This is a genomic window from Ructibacterium gallinarum (genome assembly GCF_014982785.1).
Classification (GTDB): Bacteria; Bacillota; Clostridia; order Monoglobales; family Monoglobaceae; genus Ructibacterium; species Ructibacterium gallinarum.
This window is the reverse complement of sequence record NZ_JADCKB010000002.1, coordinates 108,868-134,146: the sequence shown is the minus strand read 5'-3', so window position 1 is coordinate 134,146 and position 25,279 is coordinate 108,868. Positions and strand designations below refer to the sequence as shown.

Genomic DNA, 25,279 nt, shown 5'->3' with positions numbered 1-25,279 from the left:
TTTAAGCCTGCAGCATATCAAACAGGCTGATCTGACTGCTCTCCGGCAGTCCGCGCAGTACTCCGTTTGCGCTGAGGGTTTCAATCACTGCTTTGTTAATGCCCGCCCGGTTTTTCAGGTCGTCGCAGGAGAGGAAGGGGCCTTCCTTGGCGGCTTCCATAATGGCGTCCGCGGCCGCATCGCCCACGCCGGCAAAAGCGTTCAGCGGCGGCAGTATGGAATTCCCTACCTTTTGGAATTTTCGGGCATGGGAGCGGTATAAGTCCACCGGGAGAAAATCAATCCCCCGTTCGTACATTTCAAGACAGATTTCCAGTATGGTATACAGGGATTTTTCGTTGGCGGTCATGCTGTTGCCCTTTAAGGTCAGTTTCCGCATTTCATCCCGAACCTTGCCTGCGCCCTGGGTCATCAGCGCCGCGTCGAACAAATCCGCACGAACGGTGAAATAGGCAATATAAAATTCCACCGGGTAGTATACCTTGAAATAGGCAATCCGCACCGCCATCATCACATAGGCGGCGGCGTGGGCCTTGGGGAACATATATTTAATTTTTTTACAGGAGTCTAAGTACCAGTCCGGAATGGTGGGCTGGGCCTTGATGGCCTCCTCGTATTCCGGGGGCATGCCTTCCTTGGCGGCCCGGCCTTTTCTTACAAACTCCATGATTTTAAAGGCTAAACTTGGCTCTAACCCGTGCTGGATCAAAAAGACCATAATATCGTCACGCAGACCGATAACCTCGGACAGGGTGGCTTTTTTGGCCTTGATCAGATCCTGTGCGTTGTTGAGCCATACGTCCGTACCGTGGGACAGGCCGGAGATGATCAAAAGTTCTACAAAGGTAGAGGGCTTGGTATCCACCAGCATCTGCCGCACAAAGGAGGTGCCAAACTCCGGTACGCCCAGGGTTCCCACCTCACTGCCGATCTGGCTGGGCTTGATGCCAAGGGCTTCGGTACTGGAAAACAGGCTCATGGTTTTTTTATCATCAAGAGGGATCTCCATGGCGTTGACCCCGGTCAAATCCTCCAGCATACGGATGGTGGATGGATCATCGTGGCCTAAGATATCCAGCTTCAAAAGGTTATCATGAATGGAATGGAAATCAAAATGGGTGGTAATGATATCCGAATCCTTCTTGTCTGCCGGATGCTGAATGGGGCAGAAATCGTGAATATCCATGGTTTTGGGGCAGACAATAATGCCGCCGGGGTGCTGACCGGTGGTGCGTTTGACATCGATCATGCCTTTTGACACCCGCTTGAGCTCCGCATCAGGGGCATCAATTCCCTTTAGTTCATAGTATTTTTTGGCAAAGCCATAGGCGGTTTTTTCCGCAACGGTGCCAATGGTTCCGGCCTTGAATACATATTCGTCACCGAACAGCTCGCCTACGTATTTGTGGGCGGTGGCCTGGTATTCGCCGGAGAAGTTAAGGTCAATATCCGGGACCTTGTCGCCTTTGAAGCCCAGGAAGGTTTCAAAGGGAATGGTCAGTCCGTCTTTTCGCATCAGGGTGCCGCATTCGGGACAGTTTTTGTCCGGCATGTCAGGCCCTACAGCATATTCGCCGTGTTCAAAAAACTCGCTGTGCTTGCAGTCCGGATTGGGGCAGACATAGTGGGGGCAGAGGGCGTTGACCTCGGTAATATCGGACAAAAACGCCGCAAAGGAGGAGCCGACACTGCCACGGGAGCCTACCAGATATCCGGCTTCGTTGGATTTTTTGACCAGCTTGTGGGCGATCATATACATCACCGAATAGCCGTATTTGACAATACAGTCAAGCTCCTTGTCCATCCGCTCCTGTACTACTCTTGGAAGAACGTCGCCGTAGATTTTGTGCGCCTTTTTATGGCACATATCCACCAGATCCTGTTCGCAGTTTTCGATGGAGGGGGGATAGGAGCCGTCTTTTACCGGCTGAATGTTTTCAATCCGGTCGGCAATCTTATTTGGATTGGTAATGACCACCTCTTTGGCCTTTTCTTGGCCAAGATATGAAAATTCTTCCAGCATTTCCTCGGTGGTTCTAAAATACAGCGGCGCCTGCTGGTCGGCGTCCTCAAAGCCCTGGGCGCCCATCAAAACCCGGCGGTAAACCTCGTCCTTGGGATCCATAAAGTGTACGTCACAGGTGGCGGCGGTGGGAATTCCCAGCTTGTCGCCGATCTCCACAATCCGGCGGTTGAGATCCTTTAAGGCGTTTTCATCCGGCACGGTGCCGTTTCGTACCATAAACTGATTGTTGCCAAGGGGCTGAATCTCCAGATAGTCGTAAAAGGAGGCAATCTCCTCCAGTTCCCCTTTGGATTTTCCTGCAAGCATGGCCCGATATAGCTCGCCGGCTTCACAGGCAGAGCCAATGATGATCCCTTCCCGAAATTTTTGGATCACGCTCTTTGGCATCACCGGCTTGCGGTAGAAGTATTTCAGGTTGGACTTGGAAATCAGCCGATAGAGATTTTTCAGTCCGGTATAGTTTTGGGCAAGCAGGATGATGTGGTATTTGGGGTTTTTGATCAGGGACGGCCGGGTGTCAATGTTGACCTCCTGCACATCTCCGTATTGGTCGTGAATCATATCAAGAAATTTGAGGAAAATTTCTGCCGTGGCCGTGGCGTCATCCACAGCCCGGTGGTGGTTTTCCAGGGAAACGTCCAGCCGCTTTGCCACCGCGTCTAAGGAGTGCTTGGCGTGCTGGGGAAACAGTTCCCGTGAAAGCCGCAGGGTATCAATGATTTTATTGTGAAAGGCAAGGCCCCGCTCTGTGGCTTTCTGCCGGATAAATCCGGTATCAAAGCCGGCGTTGTGGGCAACCACCGGCGTATCTCCGCAAAATTCCAGAAACCGGGGCAGTACCTGGTCGATGGGGGGCTGATCCGCCACCATGTCGTCACTGATGCCGGTCAGCCGGGTGATCTCTGCCGGAATGGGGCAGAGGGGGTTGATCAGTTGGGAAAAGGTTTCTTTCATCTCGCCGTTTTCCACCCGCACCGCACCAATTTCGGTAATCTGATTCTTGCTGGCGCTGAGCCCGGTGGTTTCAATATCAAAGACAATGTATGCGCCCTTTTTGTCAAGGCTGGCAAGGCTGTGGGCGGCGGATTCGGTATCATTGATGAGATACCCCTCCACGCCGTAGAGCACCTTAAAGTCCTGCCCGCTCTTGCGGACGGCGGAAGCGGCCTTGTGGGCTTCCGGAAAGGCTTGGGCCACGCCGTGGTCGGTGATGGCAATGGCCTTGTGTCCCCATTTGGCGGCCCGCTTGATCAAATCGGTGGCAGAGGTGACTGCATCCATGGCGCTCATTTTGGTGTGCAGATGCAGTTCCACCCGTTTTTCCGGCGCATTGTCCTGCCGCATGGGCAGGGGGTCTAACAGCTCTATGGCAGAGATTTTCAAAAGGGGTTTGTGGGCATAGTCGTCTACTTCATAATCCCCCTGTATTTTCAGCCGCTGACCCTCGGCAACGGCCTTCATGGCCTTTGCCATGCGCTCCGTTTTGCCAAATAAACTGCAGGAGCAGGCCCAGCTGTCATCGCCGATGTCAAAGTCAATAACTGCATTTCCGGTCAGGCGGTTGTTGCGTTTCAGCTCCCGTACCTCGGCGCTGATGACCTCGCCTTCTACGACACAGCCCTTCATGCCCTCGGTCATGTCAATGATGGCCATGTTCTCTTTGGTGATGGGCTTACCGTAAACCGTGCCGGAAACGGGTTTGCTTCCGCCATCGCTCTTGGCGGAGGAAGCAGGAGCGCTTCCCCGTACCGCCGCCGCCTGCTCTGCCAGACGCTGGGTGTCTTTTTCCCGGTTTTCAAGATAGGCTTCCATATCAATGGTATCAAAGGAAAGTGATATGGTAATTTCTGTCCCGGTTTCTTCCCGGGTGGTTGTTATTATTTTTTCGGTGAACTGCCGCTGGCGCAGCAAATCTTCTCCGCCCCGAATTCTGCTGACGGTCAGCTGTCCGTCAGCAAACGCTATCTCCGCACCGTCCAGGCAGCTGCGGCAGGCGCTGTTGTCCTGCAAAAAGGCCGCTAACAAATCTTCAAAATAAGCCTTTGTGGGTGCAAGGCCTGGATAGCGCAGACAAAAATCCAGTTTTTTCAGGTGATACACCTTTTCCACCGCATCTTGATAGGCAAAAAGCTCCCTGCGGTCAAGAAAGGCGGGGGCGCTGAGTTCGATCTCCGCCCGGTTCTCCTGAAGATAGAGATCACAGCGGTTTAAGACGGTTTTTTCCAGCGTTTGGGCAAAGGCTTCGGTCACCGTTACTTTATCGAATAAATCCAAAATTCCTGTTTTCATTCTGTCATTCTCCTAATTTCGGTCAGCAGGCATTCCACAATCTGATCCTCCGGGATCTTGCGGATGACCTGTCCCTTTTTGAATAAGACGGCACAGCCGTCGCCACCGGCAATGCCGATATCGGCGTCCTTGGCCTCGCCGGGGCCGTTGACCACACAGCCCATCACCGCAACTTTCAGCTGGGCGGGGATCTGCTCCACCGCTTCGGTCACTGCCTTGGCAATGGGAATCAGGTCAATTTTGGTTCTGCCGCAGGTGGGGCAGGACACCACCTGAATGCAGTTTTCCTCAAGGTCAAGGGCCCTTAGGATCAGGTGTCCCGCCTCCGCTTCTTTGACAGGGTCGTCTGTCAAGGATACCCGAATGGTGTCGCCGATACCGTCGGCAAGCAGGGCGCCGATGCCAATGGCGGATTTGACTATGCCGCTCTTTAAGGTTCCCGCTTCGGTCACCCCCAGATGCAGGGGATAGGGGAAGGTTTCCCGGGCCAGACGGTAGGCGGCAATGGTGGTTTTTACGTCCGAGGATTTCATGGAAAGCACAATATCGTCAAAGTCATAGCGGTTTAAAATGGCAATGTGGCGTTTGGCGCTTTCCACCATGGCACGGGCCAAATCGCCGCCGCACTTTTCCAGCAGGCCTTTTTCCAAGGAACCGCCGTTAACTCCAATGCGGATGGGGATTCCCTTTTGCCGGGCGGCTTTTGCCACGGCGCCAGCCCGTTCCTCACTGCCGATATTGCCCGGATTGATCCGGATTTTATGCACCCCGCGTTCTATGCACATCAGCGCCAGGCGGTAGTCAAAGTGGATGTCCGCAACCAGCGGGACGGAGGTATGGGCAAGAATGGTTTCCATGGCACAGGCGGCGGCCTCATCCGGCACTGCCAGACGGACAATATCACAGCCGGCCTTTGCCAGCTGGTTCACCTGGTTGATGGCGGCGTCTGCGTCGCTGGTTGCCACATTGGTCATGGACTGCACCGCAATGGGATTACCGTTTCCGATGGTTACCTTTCCGATGGTTACGGTTTTCATATAGCATTCCTCCTGTAAAAATTCATGCTTTGGGGCTATTTATCCAAGTATTTCCGGATAAAATAGCAGGGCGTACTGCTCCACGCATGGCAGTAACTGTTTTTTGCCCTCGTGCCGTATGGGGAAGAGAGCGGGTTTTGGGGGTCGTATATCTCATAAAAGCAGTCGGCGCCCTCTTTCACCATACCGCCCCAATAGTTTTTGATATGCAAAAAGGCTTCTTCCTTAAGTCCGCTTGCCAGCAGTGCTTCCACAAAGTAATGGTGCAGATAGGGCGTCACCATGTTGATTTTGGGATTCGTTTTCATCAGCCGCTTTAACAGCGCCGCGTTCTGCTGCGGATCAAGGATCTCTGCCAAAACCAGCCATATCTGGGAAGCCCAGGAGATCTGACGCTGATCGCCGCTGCGGAAAAAGCCGCTTGTTTCATCCCATAAAAATTGCAGGGCGCTGTCGCTCAGCCGCCGAATCAAGCGGTCACTTTCTTCCGCTCTGGCGGTATCGCCGAGAATGTTTGCCAGTTCTTTTGCTCTTTTCAGGGTATAAATCAAAACGCCCTGGGCGCTTGCCTGTTTGTTTAGGTTTGGGTTCCAGTCAATAAAACAATCCCAGTCCTTGCTGTCGGGGAGCAGGCCGTTTTCATCGACTCGCTGTAATGCGATTTCTATCTGGCGGTATGCGGTGTCCCAAAGCTCTTTTAAAAAGGGCATATCCTTGGTTTCCATGTAATAGTCATACAGACAGCAGACGTACAAAAGGGTATAGTCAAACAGATAAATGCGGTCGGCCACCGGCTGTGGCTGAACATACAGGCAGGAGCCAACCTGGCCGTCTTCGTTTGCGGTGCCCGCAAAAAGGTACATACAGCGCTTGACAAGATCATAATTTTGAAAGGTTTCATAATCCGCCAGGGCTTCCAGCCTTAAATCGCCGATCCACAGACGCCTGTCACGTTTTGGCCCGTCTTCAAACACATCCTGCGCACATTCTGCCATGGTCTTGATGGAAATGCTGTCAATTTTGTCAAGGGTGCTGTCTATGCCGCCGCAGGGTTTTATGGTATCCATATCCACGGCAGAAACACTTTCGCACAGCACGTTGTCTATTGTAATTTTATAGTAAGGAGAGGTGTCCAGCACCTCAATTTCCATAAAGCGAAAAGCGTATCTCCGAGGCAGGCTGATTCTTTGCGGCAGAATATCAATATGTATAGATTCTTCTTGTATCCAGCTGGAGCTTATGCTTGTGGCCGCAGAAACATCACTTTGGCTGAATTTTTCTGCGATCTCACAGATCCGTTCGCCAAATTTCAGTTTGATATATGCGGGAGCATCCGGCAGTCCCTCCTTGGGCGTGATGGTAAAGTGCAGGTACCCCACCTGATGATCTCCAAAGTCCAGGCAAATTTTATCGCCTTTGCCCAGAACCATAGAGGAGAGCTCCGCCGCATCGCAAATTTTTTTATATTCCCAGTCCGATGCACCCATAAAAGGCGCTATCATGGCAATGGGTGCCGTTTCTTTGCGGCAAAGGGAAGGTTTGTATACTTCCGCTTTGGTTAAAAATATTTCTTTGGTGTCCATAGTATATAATCTCCCGGGTATTGTTTTACAGTTTATTGTACTAAATTGGCATTTTGTTTCCGCATGAGGGCATAAACAACCATTTTAAATATTATAACACATTGCCGCGCCGGCAACAAGGGGGAAAGCCTGCTTTTTGTAAAGTTTTTTTGTGGTTTACAACGACGCGGGGTTATGGTATGATAAAGATGTGGAAAGGACGGAAGAAAGTATGAGAACATATGTACTGGCAAGTAAAAACGCCCATAAGGCGGAGGAAATTAGGGAGATACTGGGGATGGGGTTTGAGATCATTACCCAAACCGAAGCGGGAGCCGGGGAGATAGAAGTGGTGGAAGACGGCGCAAGCTTTGAAGAAAACGCCGCCAAAAAGGCGGAAACCATTATGAGGGCAACGGGAAAGGCGGTGATCGCCGATGACAGCGGATTGTGCGTGGATTATCTGTCCGGCGCCCCGGGGATTTATACGGCAAGGTATGCTGGAGAAAACGCTTCGGATGGGGATAATATCAAAAAACTGCTGACCGCCCTTGACGGTGTGCCGCCCCAGGAGCGGACGGCGCGGTTTGTCTGCGTGATTGCCCTTGCCCGGCCGGGAAAGGAGACTCGGTTTTTCCGGGGGGAATGCGAAGGCCGGATCACTGCGGAGCCAAAAGGGGAGAGCGGTTTTGGCTATGACCCGGTTTTTTATACGGAAAAGTATGCCAGGACACTTGCGGAATTAGAGCCCTATATCAAGAATGCCATCAGCCACAGGAGCCGTGCGCTTCGCGCCTTTTATGATGCGGTCATGGAGGAAGAGGCGGAATTGTAAACGATCCGTAAACAGTTTATGTCTTTTTTAATAATTCTTTTTGATTCGCTTGACTTTCGGTCTGGAATGGAGTATGGTAGGGCTGTAAGAAAAGTGTTGCAGGGAGAGAGGAGGAAGAAGGATGAATGAAATGGATCTTCAAATGCAGGAATATACGCCCTCGGAGGAGGAATCCAAATCCCTGATTCAGCTTTCCGCAGAAGTGATGGGAGTTGGAGAAGAACAGGCAGAAGCGCTGTTCCTTCGCTCCAAGGAAATGATGAATACCATGATCGGCTATAAGGAGCTGCGCATGCGCTATGCCTGTGCCATGAAGGAGATCCGCACCAAGTTTGATGTGCTCAACACTGAGTTTAATGTGCTGTACCAGCGCAATCCCATCAAGTTCATCAAGTCCCGGCTCAAGACCACCACCAGCATTGGGGATAAGCTGGATCGTTTGGATATCCCTTTTTCCCTTGCCAATATTGAAAAGAATATTCATGACGTGGCAGGGGTGCGGGTGATTTGTGCCTATGTGGACGATATTTACGCGGTGGCAAAGACGCTGATTCAGCAGGACGATATCGAACTGATTGCAAGGAAGGATTATATCGCAAACCCCAAGCCCAACGGGTACCGGAGTTTGCATCTGATTGTACGGGTGCCGGTGTTTTTCGCCAACGAGACCCGAAAGATGACGGTGGAGGTACAGATTCGTACCATTGCCATGGATTTTTGGGCGAGCCTTGAGCATCAGCTGAAATACAAGCAGGAGATCGCGGACGAGAAGCGGATTGTACAGGAGCTCAAGGAATGCGCTGATGTGATTGCCGGCACGGACGCCAGAATGCTGGAGATCCGCAAGAGCCTGGAGGCGGCAACCGGAGAACAGAGCGAGGACGATATTTTACTGGAGAAACTGAGTAAGTTTGATGTACCCTTTGAATAAAGGAGGAGACAGAAATGAGCAGATTAACCGAATTTATGGAAATTTTAACAGGGACTTTTAACAATGCACAGCAGTATCAGGAAAGAAAAGGGGACGGGACTAATTTTCCCTATGCAGAGCATGTCAACACGGCCTGCAATGCCAAGATCAAAAACCTGCCGCCGGATTTTGCGGGGGAGTTTATGATTGAGGAGAGCTATTATACGGTGGGGGAAAACCGAAATCCGTCGCCGCATTTGTTTTTGTTTACGGAAGAGGCGGAAGGGATCCGGCTGACCTCTTATGAGATGCCCCTGGGCTTTGACAAAAACACCTTTTCCTATGCCAATGTAGAGCAGCTTGATTTTGAGGAACTGAAACCCTCTGCAAAGTTTGTCCCCGCCCTGTATACGGAAAAGGAGGGTGTCTGGGAAGGCGGGAGCGTGAGTATGTTTTCGCCGGTTCTGAAATTTACATTGCACGAGCGGTTTTCTAAGGAGGTGCTGGAGGTCAGCGAATCCATGGAAGTAAACGGAAAAAGGACCTTTGGCTATGATACGCCCATCCTCTATCGCCGGGAATCGTGATTTTGCGCCTGCCGCATTTTAGTTTCCTTTATGCCGCGGGGAATATAAGAAAAAAGGCTCCCAAAAGACCGGATTTGCCCGGCCATTTTTTGGGAGCTTTGTTTTTTTTGGCTTTTGCCGGGACAGCACCTTTTTGGCAAACCTTCTCCTCTTTTCAAAAAAACGGCCCGCATTAAGCGCGGCCGTTTTTCGGGAGTTTTGCACGTGTGTTTCTATTGGGCGTGTCTTACTTCATAAATGGTGCCGTCGCACTGGGAATATTTGGCGTTCATTCCCAGGGAGGAACCGGCGGCCATCTGTTTATTGGTAGCGGTGTAATAGCCGCCGTCACTTTCTTTGCCGTCAAAGGCGATGGTGACATAGGCGTTGTACCGGCCTTCGGTTTCCACATTGCGGTAAGAGCCGTCGTTTAAAAGCAGAGTCGTTTCACCCGGCTCGGTGGTAACGCCGGTAATGGTGCCAATGTATTCCTTGGTGGTCTTGTCAAAGACCGGGCCGCCTTTTTTCAAGGCTTCTACCGTATAATCCCGGACATTTTTCACCTGTACCACACATTCCAGTTTTTCACCGGAGGAAACCGGTACATTTTGGTTGCCGGAAAACTTAATCAATACCCCGGCGGCCAGCAATACAACAATAAGAATGACAGCAATGTCAATTATGCTGATTTTTCCAAACAATTTTCCGTCTTTTTTCAACATGGCAAATCCTCCTATTGTACCACATCCGCGGTAAGCACAAATCCAAAGCCGGCCCAGTTTTTGCTCTTCATGGCGGCGCCCATGCCTACGCGAATGGCGTTATTGTTAATTTCCAGTGTGTTTTCGGTCTCCATACCATCGCCCTGCAGAGTGATCTGCACGTCATAACGGTCGGGGACGGTGGTTTCAAAGATACGGCCGTTTACCGTGTCATAGCCCATGGTTTTTGCGGGCAGAACCTCCACCTTGGTAACGGTGGCAGGCATTTTCTCTTTTTCGCCCACGCTGACGCTGTCACCCACCTGAGGAAGATCCGCAAATTCTTTTTCCTGCGAGGTCAGCTCTACCATAAATTCAATTTTGGCGTTTTGGGTCACACCTTTTTGATTACTGCGCTTGGACAGAAACAGGCTTCCGGCGGCCAGCGCGGCAATCAAAAGGATTAAAATCACAAAGTCAATGGCATTAAATTTCGGTTTCATCTATTTTTTCACCTTTCTTTCTGCGTTTTTGCATGACCGCTTCACGGTATACCTGTTCAACGGCCCGGGTATTGATTTCGGCAGTAAATTTTGCCGCATAAATTTTCTTACAGTTATCTGCCATGGTATCGTACAGCGTTTGGTCGGTCAGCAGTTTTTTGATCCCGTCTGCCACCGCATACGGATCATGGGTGGGGGTCAAAAATCCGTTGACGCCGTCAAAGATCACGCCGGGATTGCCGCCAAAGTCAGAGACCACGGCGGGCTTTCCAAGGCTCATTCCTTCCAAAAGGGAAAGACTGGTGGCTTCGGTGCCATAAGAGCAGTTGACCTGTACATCCATCAGGTGCATCAGCGGGGATACATCCTGTAAAAAACCTAAGAAAATGACCGTGTCCTCAAGCCCGGCCTCTCTGACCTGGGTCTTGAGGGCGTTTTCGGTTTCCCCGGTGCCCGCAATCAGGAATTTACAGCGGATGCCCGCGTCTTTTACCAGCTTTGCGGCCTCTATAAAATACTTGTGGCCCTTGACCGGGTTCAGCCGGGCAATGATGGCCGCCACCTTTTCATCCGGCCGGATATGATACTGCATCCGTATCTTGCCAATGGCTTCTTCGGGACAGGGAGGAAGGGCTTCTACCCCGTTTAAGATGACCTGAATTTTCTTTTCGTCCACCCCGGTATCGGTCAGATTTTCCTTGGCGGCTTCTGCCACCGCAATGATTTTGTCAGCAGTCAGATTATTGATAAAGCCGCTGATCTGCTTTCCGGGAAAGGTGGTCAGCTTTTTGGGTGGAGGAAAGACGCTGTGCCGGGTATAGACCACCGGAATCCCCAGGCTCTTGGCGGCAATCCGGGCGGACATACTGGCATGGGTATGCACCAGATCCGGTTTGAGATACCGAAACAGCTTGCGCAGGCGGCTGACTGCATGAAAATCCAGAGATTTTTCCGCCAGGTGCTCCACTTCAAAGACCTTAATTCGGCAGTCGTCCATTTCGGGCTTGAGCAAACTGCCTTTGGGAATCACTGCCGAAACGTCAAAAGCCTCACGGTCAAAGTTCTTCAAAAAGGTCAGAATACATTTTCCGGCGCCGCCGATATTGGAATCGGAAGACACCTCAATTACTTTTATCACGCCATATCCTCCTTTGATAGTGATTTTGCGATATAGGTACATGCCATGGCAATGCCGATGACATACCAGAAGATCAGCAGTACCCGATAGTTATAGAAGCAGTTGTCAAACATGCCCTGCAGAAGGAATCCGCAGACCCCCGCGGAGAGGGCACAGATCAGGGTGGAAAGGGGCGCGCCCTTGCCGCCGCCTGCCTGATAGCCGGTCATCATCTTTTTCAGGAAAAACAGAAGAATCAGCAAAAATACCAAAATGCCGCCAATGCCGGACTCTACCAGGATCTGCAAAAACAGGTTGTGGGAGTGCGGCGCCACAATGCCGTTATAGGCATAGAAGGGATAGATTTCGGTAAAGGCCTCAGAACCCATGCCAATGCCGGAAATCCAGAAATCCTGGATCATGGCAAGGGTACCCATCCAGATGTATACCCGGTAAGAGGTGGAGGAATCCTTCAGGTCGCCGATGCTGGTAAAGCGGTTGATAATGCTCTCCGGCAGAACGGCGGGCAGAAGGGGAACAATAATCAGAACAAGTCCCCACAGCTTTCCTGCGACAAAGGTGACAAACACGGCGGCTGACGCCATGAATCCCAGCCAGCAGCCCCGGGATGAGGTGAGAAGCAGGGCAAGAAACATCACTGCGGAAATGCCGGCATAGACAATTTTTTGCAGGGCGCCCTTTCTGGTCCACATCAGCCCAATGGCGGCGGGAAGCACCAGAAGGATATATTCGCCCAGCACGTTGGGGTTGTCCAGCGTCGAATAAATCCGCATCTTGATGTCGCTGAACATTTCCTCATCCATCCAGGCCTGGGCTGTATCCCAGCCAAAGACATACTGGGCAATGCCATAAAGGCAGACGCAAAGGCCGGACAAGACAAATACGGTCAGCACCCGGTCAAGCTGTTTTCTGTTCTTTACCAGGTGAATGATCAGGAAATATGCCGCCATAAACACCAGATAAATGGCCCAAATGCTCAGGCTTTTCATCATGGCAAAGGAGGTGATCCCTGCAAAGAGATAAATCAGAATAAAGGACAGGATCAAAAATCCCATGCTGTCAAATTTCCATGCAAAGTCCGCATCGGTCAGGCTTTTTATGATCAGGGAGAAAAGACAGAGGATAGAAAGCCCGGCCATGGCCATGGTGGGCGCAAGCGGCGCCAGGAATACCAAAAACAGCATCCCTGCCTCCGGCTTTTTCAGAATCAAAAACAATACCGCAAGCCCGGGCAGCAGGGCAAGACCGATAAGGGGCGAGCCCAGACCGCCGGCAATTCCGCAGAGCAGACCTGCCGCCGCGCCAATCAAAAGCCGGGGCTTTCCCTGTACCTTTTCGTTTTGGTACCAGTTAAAATCCGCCTCAATGCCGAAGCAGGCACAGACAAAGGAAACCAGCCGAGAGTGTTTCAGCCAGTCGGTGAGGTTGATGTCCAGCGCAAATAACAGGATGCCCAGCACCAGCGGCAAAGCAGGCAGGTATCCAAGAGGGACGCCGCCCAGAATCAGACCGCCGCCCGCAAAAAAGAGGGTGATTCCCAAAAACCGCAGGTTCAGCGCCAGAAAGTTATTGAGATAGGTGTCGCAAATGCCAAGAAATACGCTGTGCTTTATTTTTTCTGTCAGGGTTTTGCCGCACCGCCGCCTGAGCCATTCCAAAAAGGTAAAGGGCAGGCGAAGAATCCGGCCAGCCAGACTGGCAGAAAGGAAATCTTCTGAAAAGTTTTCCCGCCGAAACCAGCCGGTGATCCGGCTGCGGCGCCAGGAGCTGGAGATGCCGTCATAGATCCGGCGGAGCAGACGGTAAGTACCGCTTTGCCGGATATAGCCCCAAAGGACAGCCCAAAGGGCTTCAAAATAACCAATGTTGTGGTTCATGTTATCCCCGCTTTCTCAAGAAATTTGTTTTGATTTGCGCTGTTTCGTCTACCCGCAGTAAAAACGCAAGAACCAGATAGACCGCTGCGGCGGGCAGAGCCGTAATGGTAAGACGAATCAGGGTCATTACCATTCCCCCGTCCAGGAAAACGGACATGGGATAAATCAGATATGCGGTCAAATATGCGGCAAGACCGCATAGGAGCATTTTCAAAATATTCAGCAGAAAGCCGGCAGTAATAATGCCGGGCCGCCTGCGGTTGATCATAAACATCAGGCAGAGGGCAATGGCAATGGAACTGACAGCGGAGGCCAGCGCCAGGCCGCCCACACCCATTTTCAAAATCCCTGCCAGCAAAAACGCCCCCAAGAGATTCACCAGAATCCCGATGATAGAGGTAAACATGGGCGTTTTTCCGTCCTGAATGGCATAAAAGCTCTTGTTGAGCACTTCGCAGACGGCATAACCCACCATGCCGAAGGAGTAGTAAAACAAAGCCGTTGCGGTAATGGCGGTGGAATCCGCGGTAAAGGCGCCCCGTTCAAAGACCACCTTAATAATGGGGGAGGACAGGGCAAGGAAGAGGGCGGACACCAGGGTGATAATAAAAAGGATCCAGCCCACAGACAGCCGGGTCATTTTGACAAAGCCGCCGGAATCCTCCCCGGCGCTGAGCCGTGACAGCTTGGGGAAGATAAAGTTGGTGATGGCATAGGCAAAAACGCCTACCATAATAATATATATCTTGTTGGCCCAGTTTAAGGCAGACACTGCGCCATCGCCCAGGCCGGAGCCAAAGGACATATTAATCACGTTGCAAAGGGGCTGTACCCAGGAGCTGATCAGCACAGGCAGGGCAATCCTTGCGGCCTGGCGGATGCCCGGGTCTTTCAGATCAAACCGAAACCGAAAGGTGCAGCCAAATTTTTTCAGCCAGGGCAGTTGGATCAAAAGCTGCAGCGCCCAGGCAATCAGCATGGAAACCGCAACACCGGTAAGCCCCAGCCGGTTGCCAAACAGCATAAGATACAGAATCATGACCCCGTTTGACACCACGCTGATCAGGGAGGGGATGGTGAATTCTCCAAAGGATTGGAGCATGCCCACTGCGATATAGGCCACCGCGGTAAAGACAATGGAAGGAAACAAAATCCGCAAAAGCTGTGCGGTTTGTTCTACCTTGCCGGGTACGTCGGCATAGCCGGGGGTCATCAGATGTACCAGCGGCTCTGCGAATAAAATACCCAGCAACGCGGCCGCCGCGGCCACCGAGCCCACGATAGTGGTAAAGTTGTGGGCAAAGGCCATGGCAGAGGCTTTGCCCTCTTTTTTCAGGTATTGATTAAAAACCGGCACAAAGGTGGAGAGGATTGCCACGCCCAGAACCATATCGAAAAAGAGCAGGGGGATCTGGGTGGAGGTATTGATCATATCTGATTCCATGCCCTGTCCGTAGATGCGGGCAATCAGGGTTTCTCGGAACAGCCCCATGAATTTTGCCAGTAGAATGATCACCGCCATCAAACCGATGGTTCGGACGGCTTTTTTGCCGGAAGATGCGGCAGTGCCATTGTTGTTCATAGCATCCATCCTCTCTGAGGTATACGCCCCCAGTTTTCATAATTATACATAGTATACCGTAATTTTCAGGTTATGTAAATACCTGCGCGAGGAAAATAACAAAAATGTAACAACCTGGAAGAAAAAAGCGCAAAAGGGCAGGAGAAAAAAAGAAATTTGTCAGATTGCCGAAACAAAGGTTTTAGAAGGTTTTTAATACTGTATAGCTCTACAATATTTACAAAAACTGAAAAAAGCCCCTTGATTCTGATAAAATTTGTGGTATAATTGTAAAAATGGTGTATTCAAAATCTAAGGAAGAAGTGAGGTAGCGTATGAAAAGAGAAGACATTCATAAGGTGCTGATTATTGGTTCCGGACCGATTATTATCGGTCAGGCGTGTGAGTTTGACTACTCCGGGACGCAGGCGTGTAAGGCGCTGAAGAAGCTGGGGTATGAGATCGTGCTGGTAAACTCCAATCCGGCAACCATTATGACGGATCCGGAAACAGCGGATGTAACGTATATTGAACCTTTGAATGTGGAGCGGCTGGAGCAGATTATAGAGAAGGAACGGCCGGATGCCCTGTTGCCGAATTTGGGCGGGCAGTCGGGACTGAATCTTTGCAGTGAGCTCCAGACAGCAGGCGTTTTGGATAAATACAACGTCAAGGTGATCGGCGTACAGGTAGACGCCATAGAGCGGGGCGAGGACAGAATTGAATTTAAGCATACCATGAACCAGCTGGGAATCGAGATGGCACGCAGTGAGGTGGCGTATTCGGTAGAGGAAGCTCTTGCCATTGCGGACAAGCTGGGATATCCGGTGGTGCTGCGCCCGGCGTATACCATGGGCGGCGCCGGCGGCGGACTGGTATATAACATGGAAGAACTCAAGACCGTCTGTGCCAGAGGCCTGCAGGCCAGTCTGGTGGGGCAGGTATTGGTAGAAGAATCCATTTTGGGCTGGGAAGAACTGGAACTTGAAGTGGTTCGAGATGCCAAGAACAATATGATCACTGTCTGCTTTATCGAAAATATTGATCCTTTGGGGATACACACGGGCGATTCTTTCTGCAGTGCGCCGATGCTGACCATTTCAGAGGAAACGCAGAAGAAATTACAGGAGCAGGCATATAAAATTGTAGAAGCCATAGAAGTAATCGGCGGCACCAATGTACAGTTTGCCCATGACCCAGTGACCGACCGGATTATTGTGATTGAAATCAACCCCAGAACCTCACGTTCTTCCGCACTTGCGTCCAAAGCGACAGGGTTCCCCATTGCGTTGGTATCGGCCATGCTGGCAAGCGGGCTGACCCTTGATGAGATCCCCTGCGGCAAGTACGGAACCTTAGATAAATACGTACCCTCCGGCGATTATGTGGTAATCAAATTTGCCCGCTGGGCCTTTGAGAAATTTAAGGGGGCACAGGACAAGCTGGGAACCCAGATGAAAGCCGTGGGCGAAGTCATGAGCATTGGCAAAACCTATAAAGAGGCGTTTCAAAAGGCGATCCGCAGTTTGGAGATCGGCAGATACGGTCTGGGCGGCGCCAAAGATTTTAAAGAGAAAACCAAGGAAGAACTTCTTGACATGCTGGTAACCCCCAGCAGTGAGCGGCATTTTATCATGTATGAGGCTCTGCGCAAGGGAGCGACTGCCGACGAGATTTTTGAGCGCACCAAAGTAAAGCACTATTTTATTGAGCAGATGAAAGAGTTGGTAGAGGAAGAAGAAGCCCTGCTTTCCTATGCAGGAAAGATTCCGCCTGTTGATGTACTGCGGCAGGCCAAACAGGACGGTTTTTCGGATAAATATTTGAGCCAGCTTTTAGGTGTGACGGAGGAAGAAATTCGAAAAGCACGCACCGAAGCGGGCATTGTTGAAAAATGGGAAGGTGTACACGTCAGCGGAACCCAGGATGCGGCATACTACTATTCCAGCTATAATATCAAGGAAGACTGCAAAGAACCGGTGACCGGCAAGCCCAAAATCATGATCCTGGGCGGCGGCCCCAACCGGATCGGGCAGGGTATTGAATTTGACTACTGCTGTGTCCATGCGGCCAAAGCGCTGAAAGAGCTGGGTTTTGAAACCATTATTGTAAACTGTAACCCGGAGACGGTATCCACAGACTATGACACCTCTGACCGTCTGTATTTTGAGCCGCTGACCTTAGAGGACGTGCTGAGCATTCACGGAAAGGAAAAGCCGGTGGGTGTCATCGCCCAGTTCGGCGGCCAGACGCCGTTGAACCTGGCGGCATCGCTGAAAAAGGCGGGTGTCAATATTCTGGGTACCACGCCGGAGACCATTGACATGGCGGAGGATCGGGATCGGTTCCGTGCCATGATGGATAAGCTTGGCATTCCCATGCCGGAATCGGGCATGGCGGTTACCACCGATGACGCGCTGGCCATTGCGGACCGGATCGGTTATCCGGTCATGGTTCGTCCGTCCTATGTGCTGGGCGGCCGAGGCATGGAAGTGGTATATGACAGCGACGCCATGATCTATTATATGAAAGAAGCGGTTGGTGTTACGCCGGATCGGCCGATTTTGATTGACCGGTTCCTGCACAATGCCACCGAGTGTGAAGCAGACGCCATCAGTGACGGAGAGAATGTGTTTGTGCCGTCCGTGATGGAACATATTGAGCTTGCCGGGGTACATTCGGGCGACTCTGCCTGCGTGATCCCGCCCAAGAGCCTGACACACGAGCAGATCGAAACGATTAAGGATTACACCCGCCGGATTGCCACCGAAATGAATGTGGTAGGCCTGATGAATATGCAGTATGCCATTGAGGACGGTAAGGTTTATGTTTTGGAAGCAAATCCCCGGGCGTCCCGTACCGTGCCGCTGGTATCCAAGGTCTGCGGCATCAATATGGTAAAACTGGCAACCGATATCATGACAGGACACCTGACCGGAAGAAAATCCCCGGTGCCGGAGCTAAAGGAGAAGAAGTTCTCCCATTACGGCGTGAAAGAAGCGGTATTCCCCTTTAATATGTTCCCGGAGGTTGACCCGCTGCTGGGACCGGAAATGCGGTCCACCGGCGAGGTGCTGGGCATTGCATCCAACTTTGGCGAAGCATTCTATAAAGCGCAGGAAGCCACTAAAACGACTCAGTTACCGTTGTCAGGCACAGTGCTGATCAGTGTCAGCGATATGGACAAGCCTCAGGCGGTGGAAGTGGCAAAAGGCTTTTATGACTGCGGCTTTAAACTGATGGCAACCGAGGGCACCTATAACCTGATTCGGTCTGCCGGCATCCCGGTGGAGCGGGTGGCAAAAATCCGTGAGGGACGACCCAATATTGTGGATAAGATAACCAATCATGAGATAGACTTTATCATCAATACGCCGGTGGGTAAGAAAGGTGCAGATGATGACAGCTATATCAGAAAGGCCGCCATCAAGAACCGGATCCCGCATATGACCACCATGGCGGCGGCGCAGGCGGCGGTAGAGGGAATCAAAGCGGTGAAGAAGTCTGGCAAGCTGGATGTGAAATCCCTGCAGGCCTTCCACAGCGAGATTACCGAAAAATAATGTTCTAACCCGTCAGGGTAATGTTATCATAATAATGAGAAAAAAGCCGGAACCAGCGTTCCGGCTTTTTGCACAGAAATGTGCCGGTTTTATGCCGGCACATTTTTTATGAAGAAAGCAATTTTTGGCAGGTCATATCAATCGCAAAGGCGCCCAAGGGGGCGGTAATCAAGATCGCGAGTACCGCAATGGTTAAAACCGTATTTCCACAGGAGAGCCCCATGGCAAGGGGAATCGAACCAATGGCGGCCTGCACCGTGGCTTTTGGGGTATAGGCCAGCATGCAGAACAGCCGTTCCTTTTTGGTCAGGGCGGTTTTGATCAGGCAGAGGAATACCCCTGCCATGCGAAACAGCAGTACGCCGAAAATCAGCAAAATCACGGATGCGCCCATGGAAAAAGCATATCGGATATCTACAGCTGCGCCTACCAGCACAAATAAAAGAAGCTCGGCGGCAACCCATAGCTTGGAATATTTAAGAGACAGCCGCACAGCTGCCTCCCGCCGTTGCCGGCGCAGAACAGCCCCCAGCCCCATCACCGCCAGCAGTCCGGAAAAACCAATGACCCCGGTCAGGGCATGCTCCAGCGTAACCAGAAGGAAAGAAATACTTAAAATAAGAATTACCTTCAGGCTGTCCCGGATGTGAAGCCGCCGGAAGACTTCTGCTAAAATCAGGCCGCAGAGGAGCCCTCCCAGCAACCCCAGAACCACCGAGGATGGAATCCGCAGCAGGGTCAAGGGTGAAAACCCATCCCCCGCGGCGATGCTGGTAAAGGAAGTAAAAAGAACAATTACAAAAATGTCATCCACCGAGGCGCCGGCCATGATGAGTTGAGGAATTCCTTTTTTAACCCCCAGACCCTGTTCCATCAAGCGGAGCATTTTGGGCACCACCACGGCAGGGGAGACGGCGGCCACCACCGCGCCGGCAATGGCGGCGTCTAAATAGGACATTCCCAAGAGGGGCGGTGCCAGCAGAATCATTCCGATCATTTCGATACTGGCGGGAAGAAAGCACATGAGCAGGGCAGGCCGCCCTACTTTTTTTAAATCCGCAAGGTCAAGGTTCAGCCCGGCCCGGGTGAGAATGATAATCAGAGCAATCTGCCGCAGGTCGGCGGAAATGCCAAGTATATCGGGGCTAAGCAGATTCAGAACTTGCGGCCCCAGCAAAATGCCGGTCAAAAGCATGCCAAGCAGGGCGGGCAGGCGCAGCCGCTGAAAAAGGCTTCCCAGTAAGATGCCGCAGAGAAAAATGAGAGCAAGACTAAGTAACATAAAAACACCCTTTCTTCTTTGCAGAAAGCAGGTTTTTCCATAAAAAAAGCCGATGCTTCTGCAATGTATGATTGCAGAAGTCATCAGCCTGAAGTCGAATACAACAAGCGGTTTCGGCATTGCCGCGGGAGAACTTCATTCCCAACCAATATTTTAGCATAAAGCAATGTTTTTTGCAAGTCTTTTTACCGGGTTACCACAGTTGCTTTGCCATCTTTTTGAAGAACCCAGCCAAGATAGGAAAGTTCACTGACATCAATGGCAGCCTGACCGTCCGCGTCATAGACCGCCGCCGCATAGACCCCAAGATCCTCTTGGGTCTGTTTCAAAAGAACGTTAACCGCTTTATAGCCGCTCACCGAAAGGACAGCGGGGAACTGAGAGGGATCATGGCCGGTCAGTAATTTTTCCGGCGCGTTCACTACCACCAAGGTATTGGTGTCCGGTTCATAGGTCACCTCAAAGCCGTTTTCCCTTAAGTCTTCCACCCGAATCAGAGTGAGAGCAGGGTTGTCCGTGCAGATAAAATCCGCAATGGGCAGGTCGTTGATATAAACATTGGCGTCCGCAAGTGTTCCGGTATTTGTAATATTGCGCAGAACTTCCGGTTTTTCGGGCTCTGGTTCTATCTCCGGCTGAGCCTGGGCGGCCGGTTGGGAAAAGGCATAATCCAGCATGGCAATGCTGTCGGTATAGCGGCCGTCAGCATAAGGCGCGCCCATAATAACCGAGATCAGCCGCACTCCGTTTCGTTCCACCACACCGGTAAAGCAAGCGCCTGCGGCAGAAGTGGTTCCAGTTTTCAGCCCCAGGGTGCCGTCATAGGCATAGGCGCGACCGGGAAGCATTTTGTTGGTGGCGTAATAGGTCTGGCCTCTGAAATTAAGATAGGTCATGCCGGAATAGTTCAGACAGTCAGGATAGTCGCTGATCAGGCGGTTGGCAATGGTTGCCATGGCCCGCGGGGTCACCCGGTTGCGGGAGGATATGCCAGTGCAATCTGCAAAATAGGCGTCAATACCCCAATCGGCAACAAACTGGTTCATGCGGTCTACAAAGGCGGACTCACTGCCGTAGAGATAATCGCCCACTGCCATGACCGCCGCATTGGCAGATACCACAAAAATCGCGCCCAGCATTTCATCCAAGCTATAGCTGGCGCCGGCGCTCAAAATCACGTTGGAATATCCCGGATCTCTGGAAAAGGCTGCCAGTGACGAACCCACAGGAATCATGGTGTCTTTGCTGATCTGCCCCTTTGCCATGGCGTCATAAATCACGTAGACGGACATGACTTTGGTCATGCTGGCAGGCACCATAGGGGTATCGCCTTGATAGCTGTATACTTCCTGACAGGTGTCGGCGTTTAAAACAAAGCCGCCCCGCGCAGAGATGCTCAGCGCATATCCATAGCCCATATTCAAAAGAATTCCCAAAACCAAAACTACGGGAATCAATTTTCTGCAAAACTTCAAAACATCACGCACTCCTTTGTTGTAATTTGTCTGCAAACTGTTTGTAACAATTTTGTAACAATTCGATATTTTAAACCCTTTTGGTCAATTTGTCAAGAGGAAAAGGGGAAAAACAGGAAAAAGAGGAGGAAAAAAACACCGTTTTTCCTGCAGAAAACGGAGGATTTGGGAAAATGTAAATTTTTTTTGAACAAGGGCAAAATTAGGACAGTTTTTTCCTTGCAAAACGGGAATGGCTGTGCTAAAATAAAAAATGGTGCCGGAATGGTTTCGGCATACAATGGAAAAGATAAGGATGGTGAGCACATGGAGATGAACGGTGACGGCGGGAAAAAATCTGACGGGCGAAGTAGCGGCGGCCGCCGACACGGTTTGACGGCCATGTGAGATAAGTCAGGTTTTCCCCCTTACGGTACTTAAAACTGCCAAAGGAGGTAAACAAAAATGGAAAAGAATTTGATTGAGCTGGGCCGCGACGAACTGCGGGACCAGCTGGTAGCGCTGCTGCATGAAAAAAAGTTTGGAAGTCTGCGGGCGATTCTGGACATTTTAAACCCGGCAGATATTGCGTTGATTTTTGCGGAGGTGGAGGAGACGGATCTTCCGCTTCTGTTCCGGCTGCTGCCCAAAGAGGCGGCGGCAGAGGTCTTTGTGGAAATGGACAATGACCAGCAGGAGTTTTTGATTTCGGCGTTTAGTGACACGGAATTAAAAGAGGTATTGGACGAGCTGTATGTGGATGATGCGGTGGATCTGATTGAGGAAATGCCGGCCAGTGTGGTGAAAAGGATTTTGCGTTATACCGATCCAGAAACCCGCAAGAGCATCAATCAGCTTTTGCAGTATCCCAAAGACAGTGCCGGAAGCATTATGACCATCGAATATGTGGATCTGAAAAAGCATATGACGGTGGCTCAGTCTTTTGACCGGATTCGGAAAACCGGGGTGGATAAGGAAACCATCTATACCTGCTATGTGACAGACCAGAACCGGAAGCTGATCGGGCTGGTATCGGTGAAGGATCTGCTCCTTGCGGAATCGGATCAGGTTATTGACGATATTATGGAGACAAATATTATTTATGTAAGGACCTTGGACGACCAGGAAGATGTGGCCCGGATGTTTGACAAATACGGGTTTTTGGCCATTCCGGTGGTAGACCGGGAAGAGCGTCTGGTGGGGATTGTTACCGTAGACGACGCGATCGATGTTTTGCAGAAAGAGAACACAGAAGATATTTCCAAAATGGGCGCCGTAATCCCCAGTGAGGAGACTTATTTAAAAACACCGGTATGGCGGCATGCCAAAAACCGTATATTCTGGCTGTTGTTTTTGATGTTATCGGCCACCCTGACAGGGAGTATAATTCAGCATTATGAAGAAGCCTTTGTGACCATTCCCATATTGGTGGCTTTTGTGCCCATGTTGATGGATACGGGGGGAAACTGTGGTTCCCAGAGTTCCACTATGATCATTCGAGGGCTTGCTCTTGATGAGATCCGGTTTAAGGATTTCTTCCGGGTGTTGTTTAAAGAATTTCGGGTAGCAATTTTGGTGGGGATTGTTCTTGCGGTAGTCAACGGTTTGCGGGTTTTCCTGATGTATCAGGGGAATCAGGAGGTGCTTTCCCATATGACACTGATGCAGCTTGCCACAGTGTCGGGACTGAGCCTGATTGGCACAGTGGTTTTGGCAAAATGCCTGGGCTGTATTCTGCCCATGGCAGCCAAAAAGTGTAAGATGGATCCGGCGTTGATGGCATCGCCGCTTCTGACCACCATTTTGGATACCTGCTCGGTTTTCCTGTTTTTCAATATTGCTATGGCACTTTTGCATCTGTAAAAGGGATAGAAGGAATGGGGCTTTGCCCTGTTCCTTTTTTCATAGAAAGGGCAAATGCGTTCTATTTTTTATGACTGTAAGGGAAGCAATTTTTCTGCTTTGAAAGGCGTCAATTGTGGGACAAAAAGAAAAGCGACGGCAAAAAAGCCGTCGTTTTTCTTACATATATTTTAAAGGATTTGAGAAACAAGTTAATTTTCTTTTGCCATGGGCAAATTGATCGTCACCCTGGTAAACCGGCCGAATTCGCTTTCGATCTGTATGGTTCCGCCATGGCTTTCGATGATCTCCTTGGCAATGGAAAGCCCCAGTCCGGTACCGCCCTTGTCCCGGCTCCGGGCTTTGTCCACCCGGTAAAACCGCTCAAACACATGGTCTAAATCCGCCTTTGGAATGCCCTTACCGCTGTCTTCCACCTTAATATAAACGTTGTTATAAAGACTGCCGGCAAAAATCTGAATCTTATCGCCTTTGGCACAATATTTGATGGAGTTTGAAATGATATTCTTGACCGCTCTCTCTATCTGATCCTGATCGGCATAAATCGCCGGGATTTCAGTGGTACGGTTATAGGTTAGTTCTAAGCCTTTCTTCTCTGCCTCCAGACGGAACATATTTTCCAGCCGGCGCAGCATATCGTCAATGGAAAACAGGCTTTTGCGAATATCCATCCGCTGCATATCAAACCGTGACAAAATCAGCAGGTTTTGCACCAGAGCCGTCATTTTATCTGTTTCGGTCTGCACAGTATTTAACAAGCTGACAGCGGTCTTTTTATCATCCAGATACCCATTGAGCAAGGTTTCGGTATAGGTCCTTATGGTGGTTAACGGAGTTTTCAATTCATGAGAAACCTCTGCCACAAATTTCTGACGGGCTGCCTCCAGGTTAAACTGTTCGGTAACATCTTCAAAAACACAGACAATTCCGGCGGTTTTATCATTATCAATTTTAAAAGGCAGAAAACTTGCCCGAATATGATTGTTTCCAACAAGAAGATCCCGCTCCTCAGTTTTGGAACGTTCCAGATACAAAAATTCAGCCATACAGACGCCTGCGCCAATGGACCGGAAAAACCGGTCAAACCGAAGCTGGGAAGGATCTTTGATCTCAAACATCCGCTGTGCCGCAGGATTGATATGGATCATGTTCTGATCCGTGTCAAAAGCGATAATACCGTTATTAATATGCTCTAAAATGACTTCTATTTTATGCTTTTCAGCATTTATTTGCTGCAGGCTTTTGTTCATCACGGTACCCATGTGATTAAATGCCCGTACCAGCTCACCCATCTCTCCGGCGGGCACCTTTTCAAGAGCTGGTTCAAAATCACCGCTGGCAAACCGCTCCGCCCGCAGTGTCAGCTGACGCAGCGGCGAAGCCATATGCCGGGTAACCAAAAGCCCGGCGGCGGCTGACAACAAAAGCGCGGCAAGCATTGCCCAAAGCAGACAGAACAGCATTTGCCGTATCAGCTGATGAAATTCGGTTTTGTTGTCACGTATGTACAAAATATATCCATCTGCTTCAGTACTTCCGTTTCGGATAAATAAAGCGTAATCCAAATAATCCCCAAACAAGGACACACTGTCCCCCTTTGCCGCACGCATTGCCGCTGACAAATTCGGGGTTACGGTCATGGATGCCGGACGCATGTCCGCAGGAGTGATCACGCTGGCATCCCGGGCGCTGAGGATAAAGCAGGATCTGTTTTCGTCAAGTCCCAGCTTGCCCGCAAAAGCGTTCACTGCCGCTTCTGCCTGGGAAGCGGTCACGGTGTCCTCCTGCTGGGAAGTTAATATCCGCTGAATGGATTGGGGCAGATCGCTTTCTGCCACAGAATGCATATCTTCTTGAAACTGGGAAGTATAAAATGCGGTTACGCCAAAAAACAGAATCATTCCGGCAATCAGGACAGCAGCCAGCACGGTCAAAATAACAATCCCGGTTAGCCGCCAATAAAGCTGTTTCAGCACGCCGCGTACACCTCCCCTGTGACACACCTGTCTTTTGTCTCAGGTGCATTTTGGCGCAGCAAAGCAAGATCGTTGTATTATTTTTCTGTCTTACCTTGTTCTTTTTATTATACCATGGAATTTCCATTAGGTAAAG

The 25,279-nt window shown here is 50.8% G+C and carries 17 protein-coding genes and 1 riboswitch; of the genes, 6 read left to right on the top strand and 11 right to left on the bottom strand.

Annotation, left to right across the window (positions count from 1 at the left end):
- Position 1: 1 nt before the first annotated feature.
- From INF28_RS01820 to INF28_RS01810, 3 genes are read right to left on the bottom strand one after another with little or no spacing between them, the layout of a single operon-like run.
- On the bottom strand, positions 2–4,315 hold the full coding sequence (locus INF28_RS01820) for a PolC-type DNA polymerase III (protein WP_226391768.1): 4,314 nt from the start codon (positions 4,313–4,315) through the stop codon (positions 2–4).
- The gene (gene ispG, locus INF28_RS01815; protein ID WP_226391767.1) at positions 4,312–5,352 is read right to left on the bottom strand and encodes a flavodoxin-dependent (E)-4-hydroxy-3-methylbut-2-enyl-diphosphate synthase; all 1,041 of its coding nucleotides are present in this window, start codon (positions 5,350–5,352) and stop codon (positions 4,312–4,314) included. The genes INF28_RS01820 and ispG overlap by 4 nt, the downstream gene beginning before the upstream one ends.
- 35 nt (positions 5,353–5,387) lie before the next feature.
- A complete protein-coding gene (locus INF28_RS01810; RefSeq protein ID WP_226391766.1) occupies positions 5,388–6,935 on the bottom strand; it encodes an alpha-L-rhamnosidase-related protein in 1,548 nt (515 codons plus the stop codon).
- Positions 6,936–7,146: 211 nt separating this feature from the next.
- On the opposite strand from INF28_RS01810, the gene INF28_RS01805 reads away from it, so the two are divergent.
- The 3 genes from INF28_RS01805 to INF28_RS01795 all read left to right on the top strand — a co-directional run bounded on the left by INF28_RS01805 (position 7,147) and on the right by INF28_RS01795 (position 9,246).
- Positions 7,147–7,749 (top strand): XTP/dITP diphosphatase, encoded by a 603-nt coding sequence (locus INF28_RS01805; protein WP_226391765.1) that lies wholly within the window; start codon positions 7,147–7,149, stop codon positions 7,747–7,749.
- Between the two features lie 121 nt (positions 7,750–7,870).
- A complete protein-coding gene (locus INF28_RS01800; protein WP_226391764.1) occupies positions 7,871–8,680 on the top strand; it encodes a GTP pyrophosphokinase in 810 nt (269 codons plus the stop codon).
- 14 nt (positions 8,681–8,694) lie between these two features.
- On the top strand, positions 8,695–9,246 hold the full coding sequence (locus INF28_RS01795; RefSeq protein WP_226391763.1) for a hypothetical protein: 552 nt from the start codon (positions 8,695–8,697) through the stop codon (positions 9,244–9,246).
- A 212-nt stretch (positions 9,247–9,458) separates the two neighbouring features.
- On the opposite strand, the gene INF28_RS01790 is transcribed toward INF28_RS01795, so the two are convergent.
- From INF28_RS01790 to murJ, 5 genes are read right to left on the bottom strand one after another with little or no spacing between them, the layout of a single operon-like run.
- Positions 9,459–9,947: a DUF4330 domain-containing protein gene (locus INF28_RS01790; RefSeq protein ID WP_226391762.1), complete on the bottom strand. Its 489-nt coding sequence runs from the start codon at positions 9,945–9,947 to the stop codon at positions 9,459–9,461.
- Between the two features lie 11 nt (positions 9,948–9,958).
- Positions 9,959–10,429 carry a DUF4330 domain-containing protein gene (locus INF28_RS01785; RefSeq protein ID WP_226391761.1) on the bottom strand — a complete coding sequence of 157 codons (471 nt, stop codon included), beginning with the start codon at positions 10,427–10,429 and terminating at the stop codon, positions 9,959–9,961.
- Entirely contained in the window at positions 10,413–11,567 is a 1,155-nt protein-coding gene (locus INF28_RS01780; protein ID WP_226391760.1) for a glycosyltransferase family 4 protein, read from the bottom strand. The genes INF28_RS01785 and INF28_RS01780 overlap by 17 nt, the downstream gene beginning before the upstream one ends.
- On the bottom strand, positions 11,564–13,444 hold the full coding sequence (locus INF28_RS01775; RefSeq protein ID WP_226391759.1) for an O-antigen ligase family protein: 1,881 nt from the start codon (positions 13,442–13,444) through the stop codon (positions 11,564–11,566). Before INF28_RS01775 ends, INF28_RS01780 begins: the two co-directional genes overlap by 4 nt.
- Before the next feature lies 1 nt (position 13,445).
- On the bottom strand, positions 13,446–15,026 hold the full coding sequence (gene murJ / locus INF28_RS01770; RefSeq protein ID WP_226391758.1) for a murein biosynthesis integral membrane protein MurJ: 1,581 nt from the start codon (positions 15,024–15,026) through the stop codon (positions 13,446–13,448).
- A 314-nt stretch (positions 15,027–15,340) separates the two neighbouring features.
- On the opposite strand from murJ, the gene carB reads away from it, so the two are divergent.
- The gene (gene carB, locus INF28_RS01765) at positions 15,341–18,568 is read left to right on the top strand and encodes a carbamoyl-phosphate synthase large subunit (protein WP_226391757.1); all 3,228 of its coding nucleotides are present in this window, start codon (positions 15,341–15,343) and stop codon (positions 18,566–18,568) included.
- Positions 18,569–18,674: 106 nt separating this feature from the next.
- On the opposite strand, the gene INF28_RS01760 is transcribed toward carB, so the two are convergent.
- A complete protein-coding gene (locus INF28_RS01760) occupies positions 18,675–19,850 on the bottom strand; it encodes a cation:proton antiporter domain-containing protein (RefSeq protein ID WP_226391756.1) in 1,176 nt (391 codons plus the stop codon).
- 67 nt (positions 19,851–19,917) lie between these two features.
- Positions 19,918–20,002, bottom strand: a riboswitch (Fluoride riboswitch).
- Positions 20,003–20,035: 33 nt separating this feature from the next.
- Complete coding sequence (locus INF28_RS01755; protein ID WP_226391755.1) at positions 20,036–21,325, bottom strand: D-alanyl-D-alanine carboxypeptidase family protein; 1,290 nt, start codon at positions 21,323–21,325, stop codon at positions 20,036–20,038.
- A 219-nt stretch (positions 21,326–21,544) separates the two neighbouring features.
- On the opposite strand from INF28_RS01755, the gene INF28_RS01750 reads away from it, so the two are divergent.
- Positions 21,545–21,712: a hypothetical protein gene (locus INF28_RS01750; protein ID WP_226391754.1), complete on the top strand. Its 168-nt coding sequence runs from the start codon at positions 21,545–21,547 to the stop codon at positions 21,710–21,712.
- Positions 21,713–21,769: 57 nt separating this feature from the next.
- Entirely contained in the window at positions 21,770–23,167 is a 1,398-nt protein-coding gene (gene mgtE, locus INF28_RS01745; RefSeq protein ID WP_226391753.1) for a magnesium transporter, read from the top strand.
- A 191-nt stretch (positions 23,168–23,358) separates the two neighbouring features.
- Here mgtE and INF28_RS01740 read toward each other — a convergent pair whose 3' ends face one another.
- Entirely contained in the window at positions 23,359–25,143 is a 1,785-nt protein-coding gene (locus INF28_RS01740) for an ATP-binding protein (RefSeq protein WP_226391752.1), read from the bottom strand.
- Positions 25,144–25,279 lie beyond the last annotated feature (136 nt).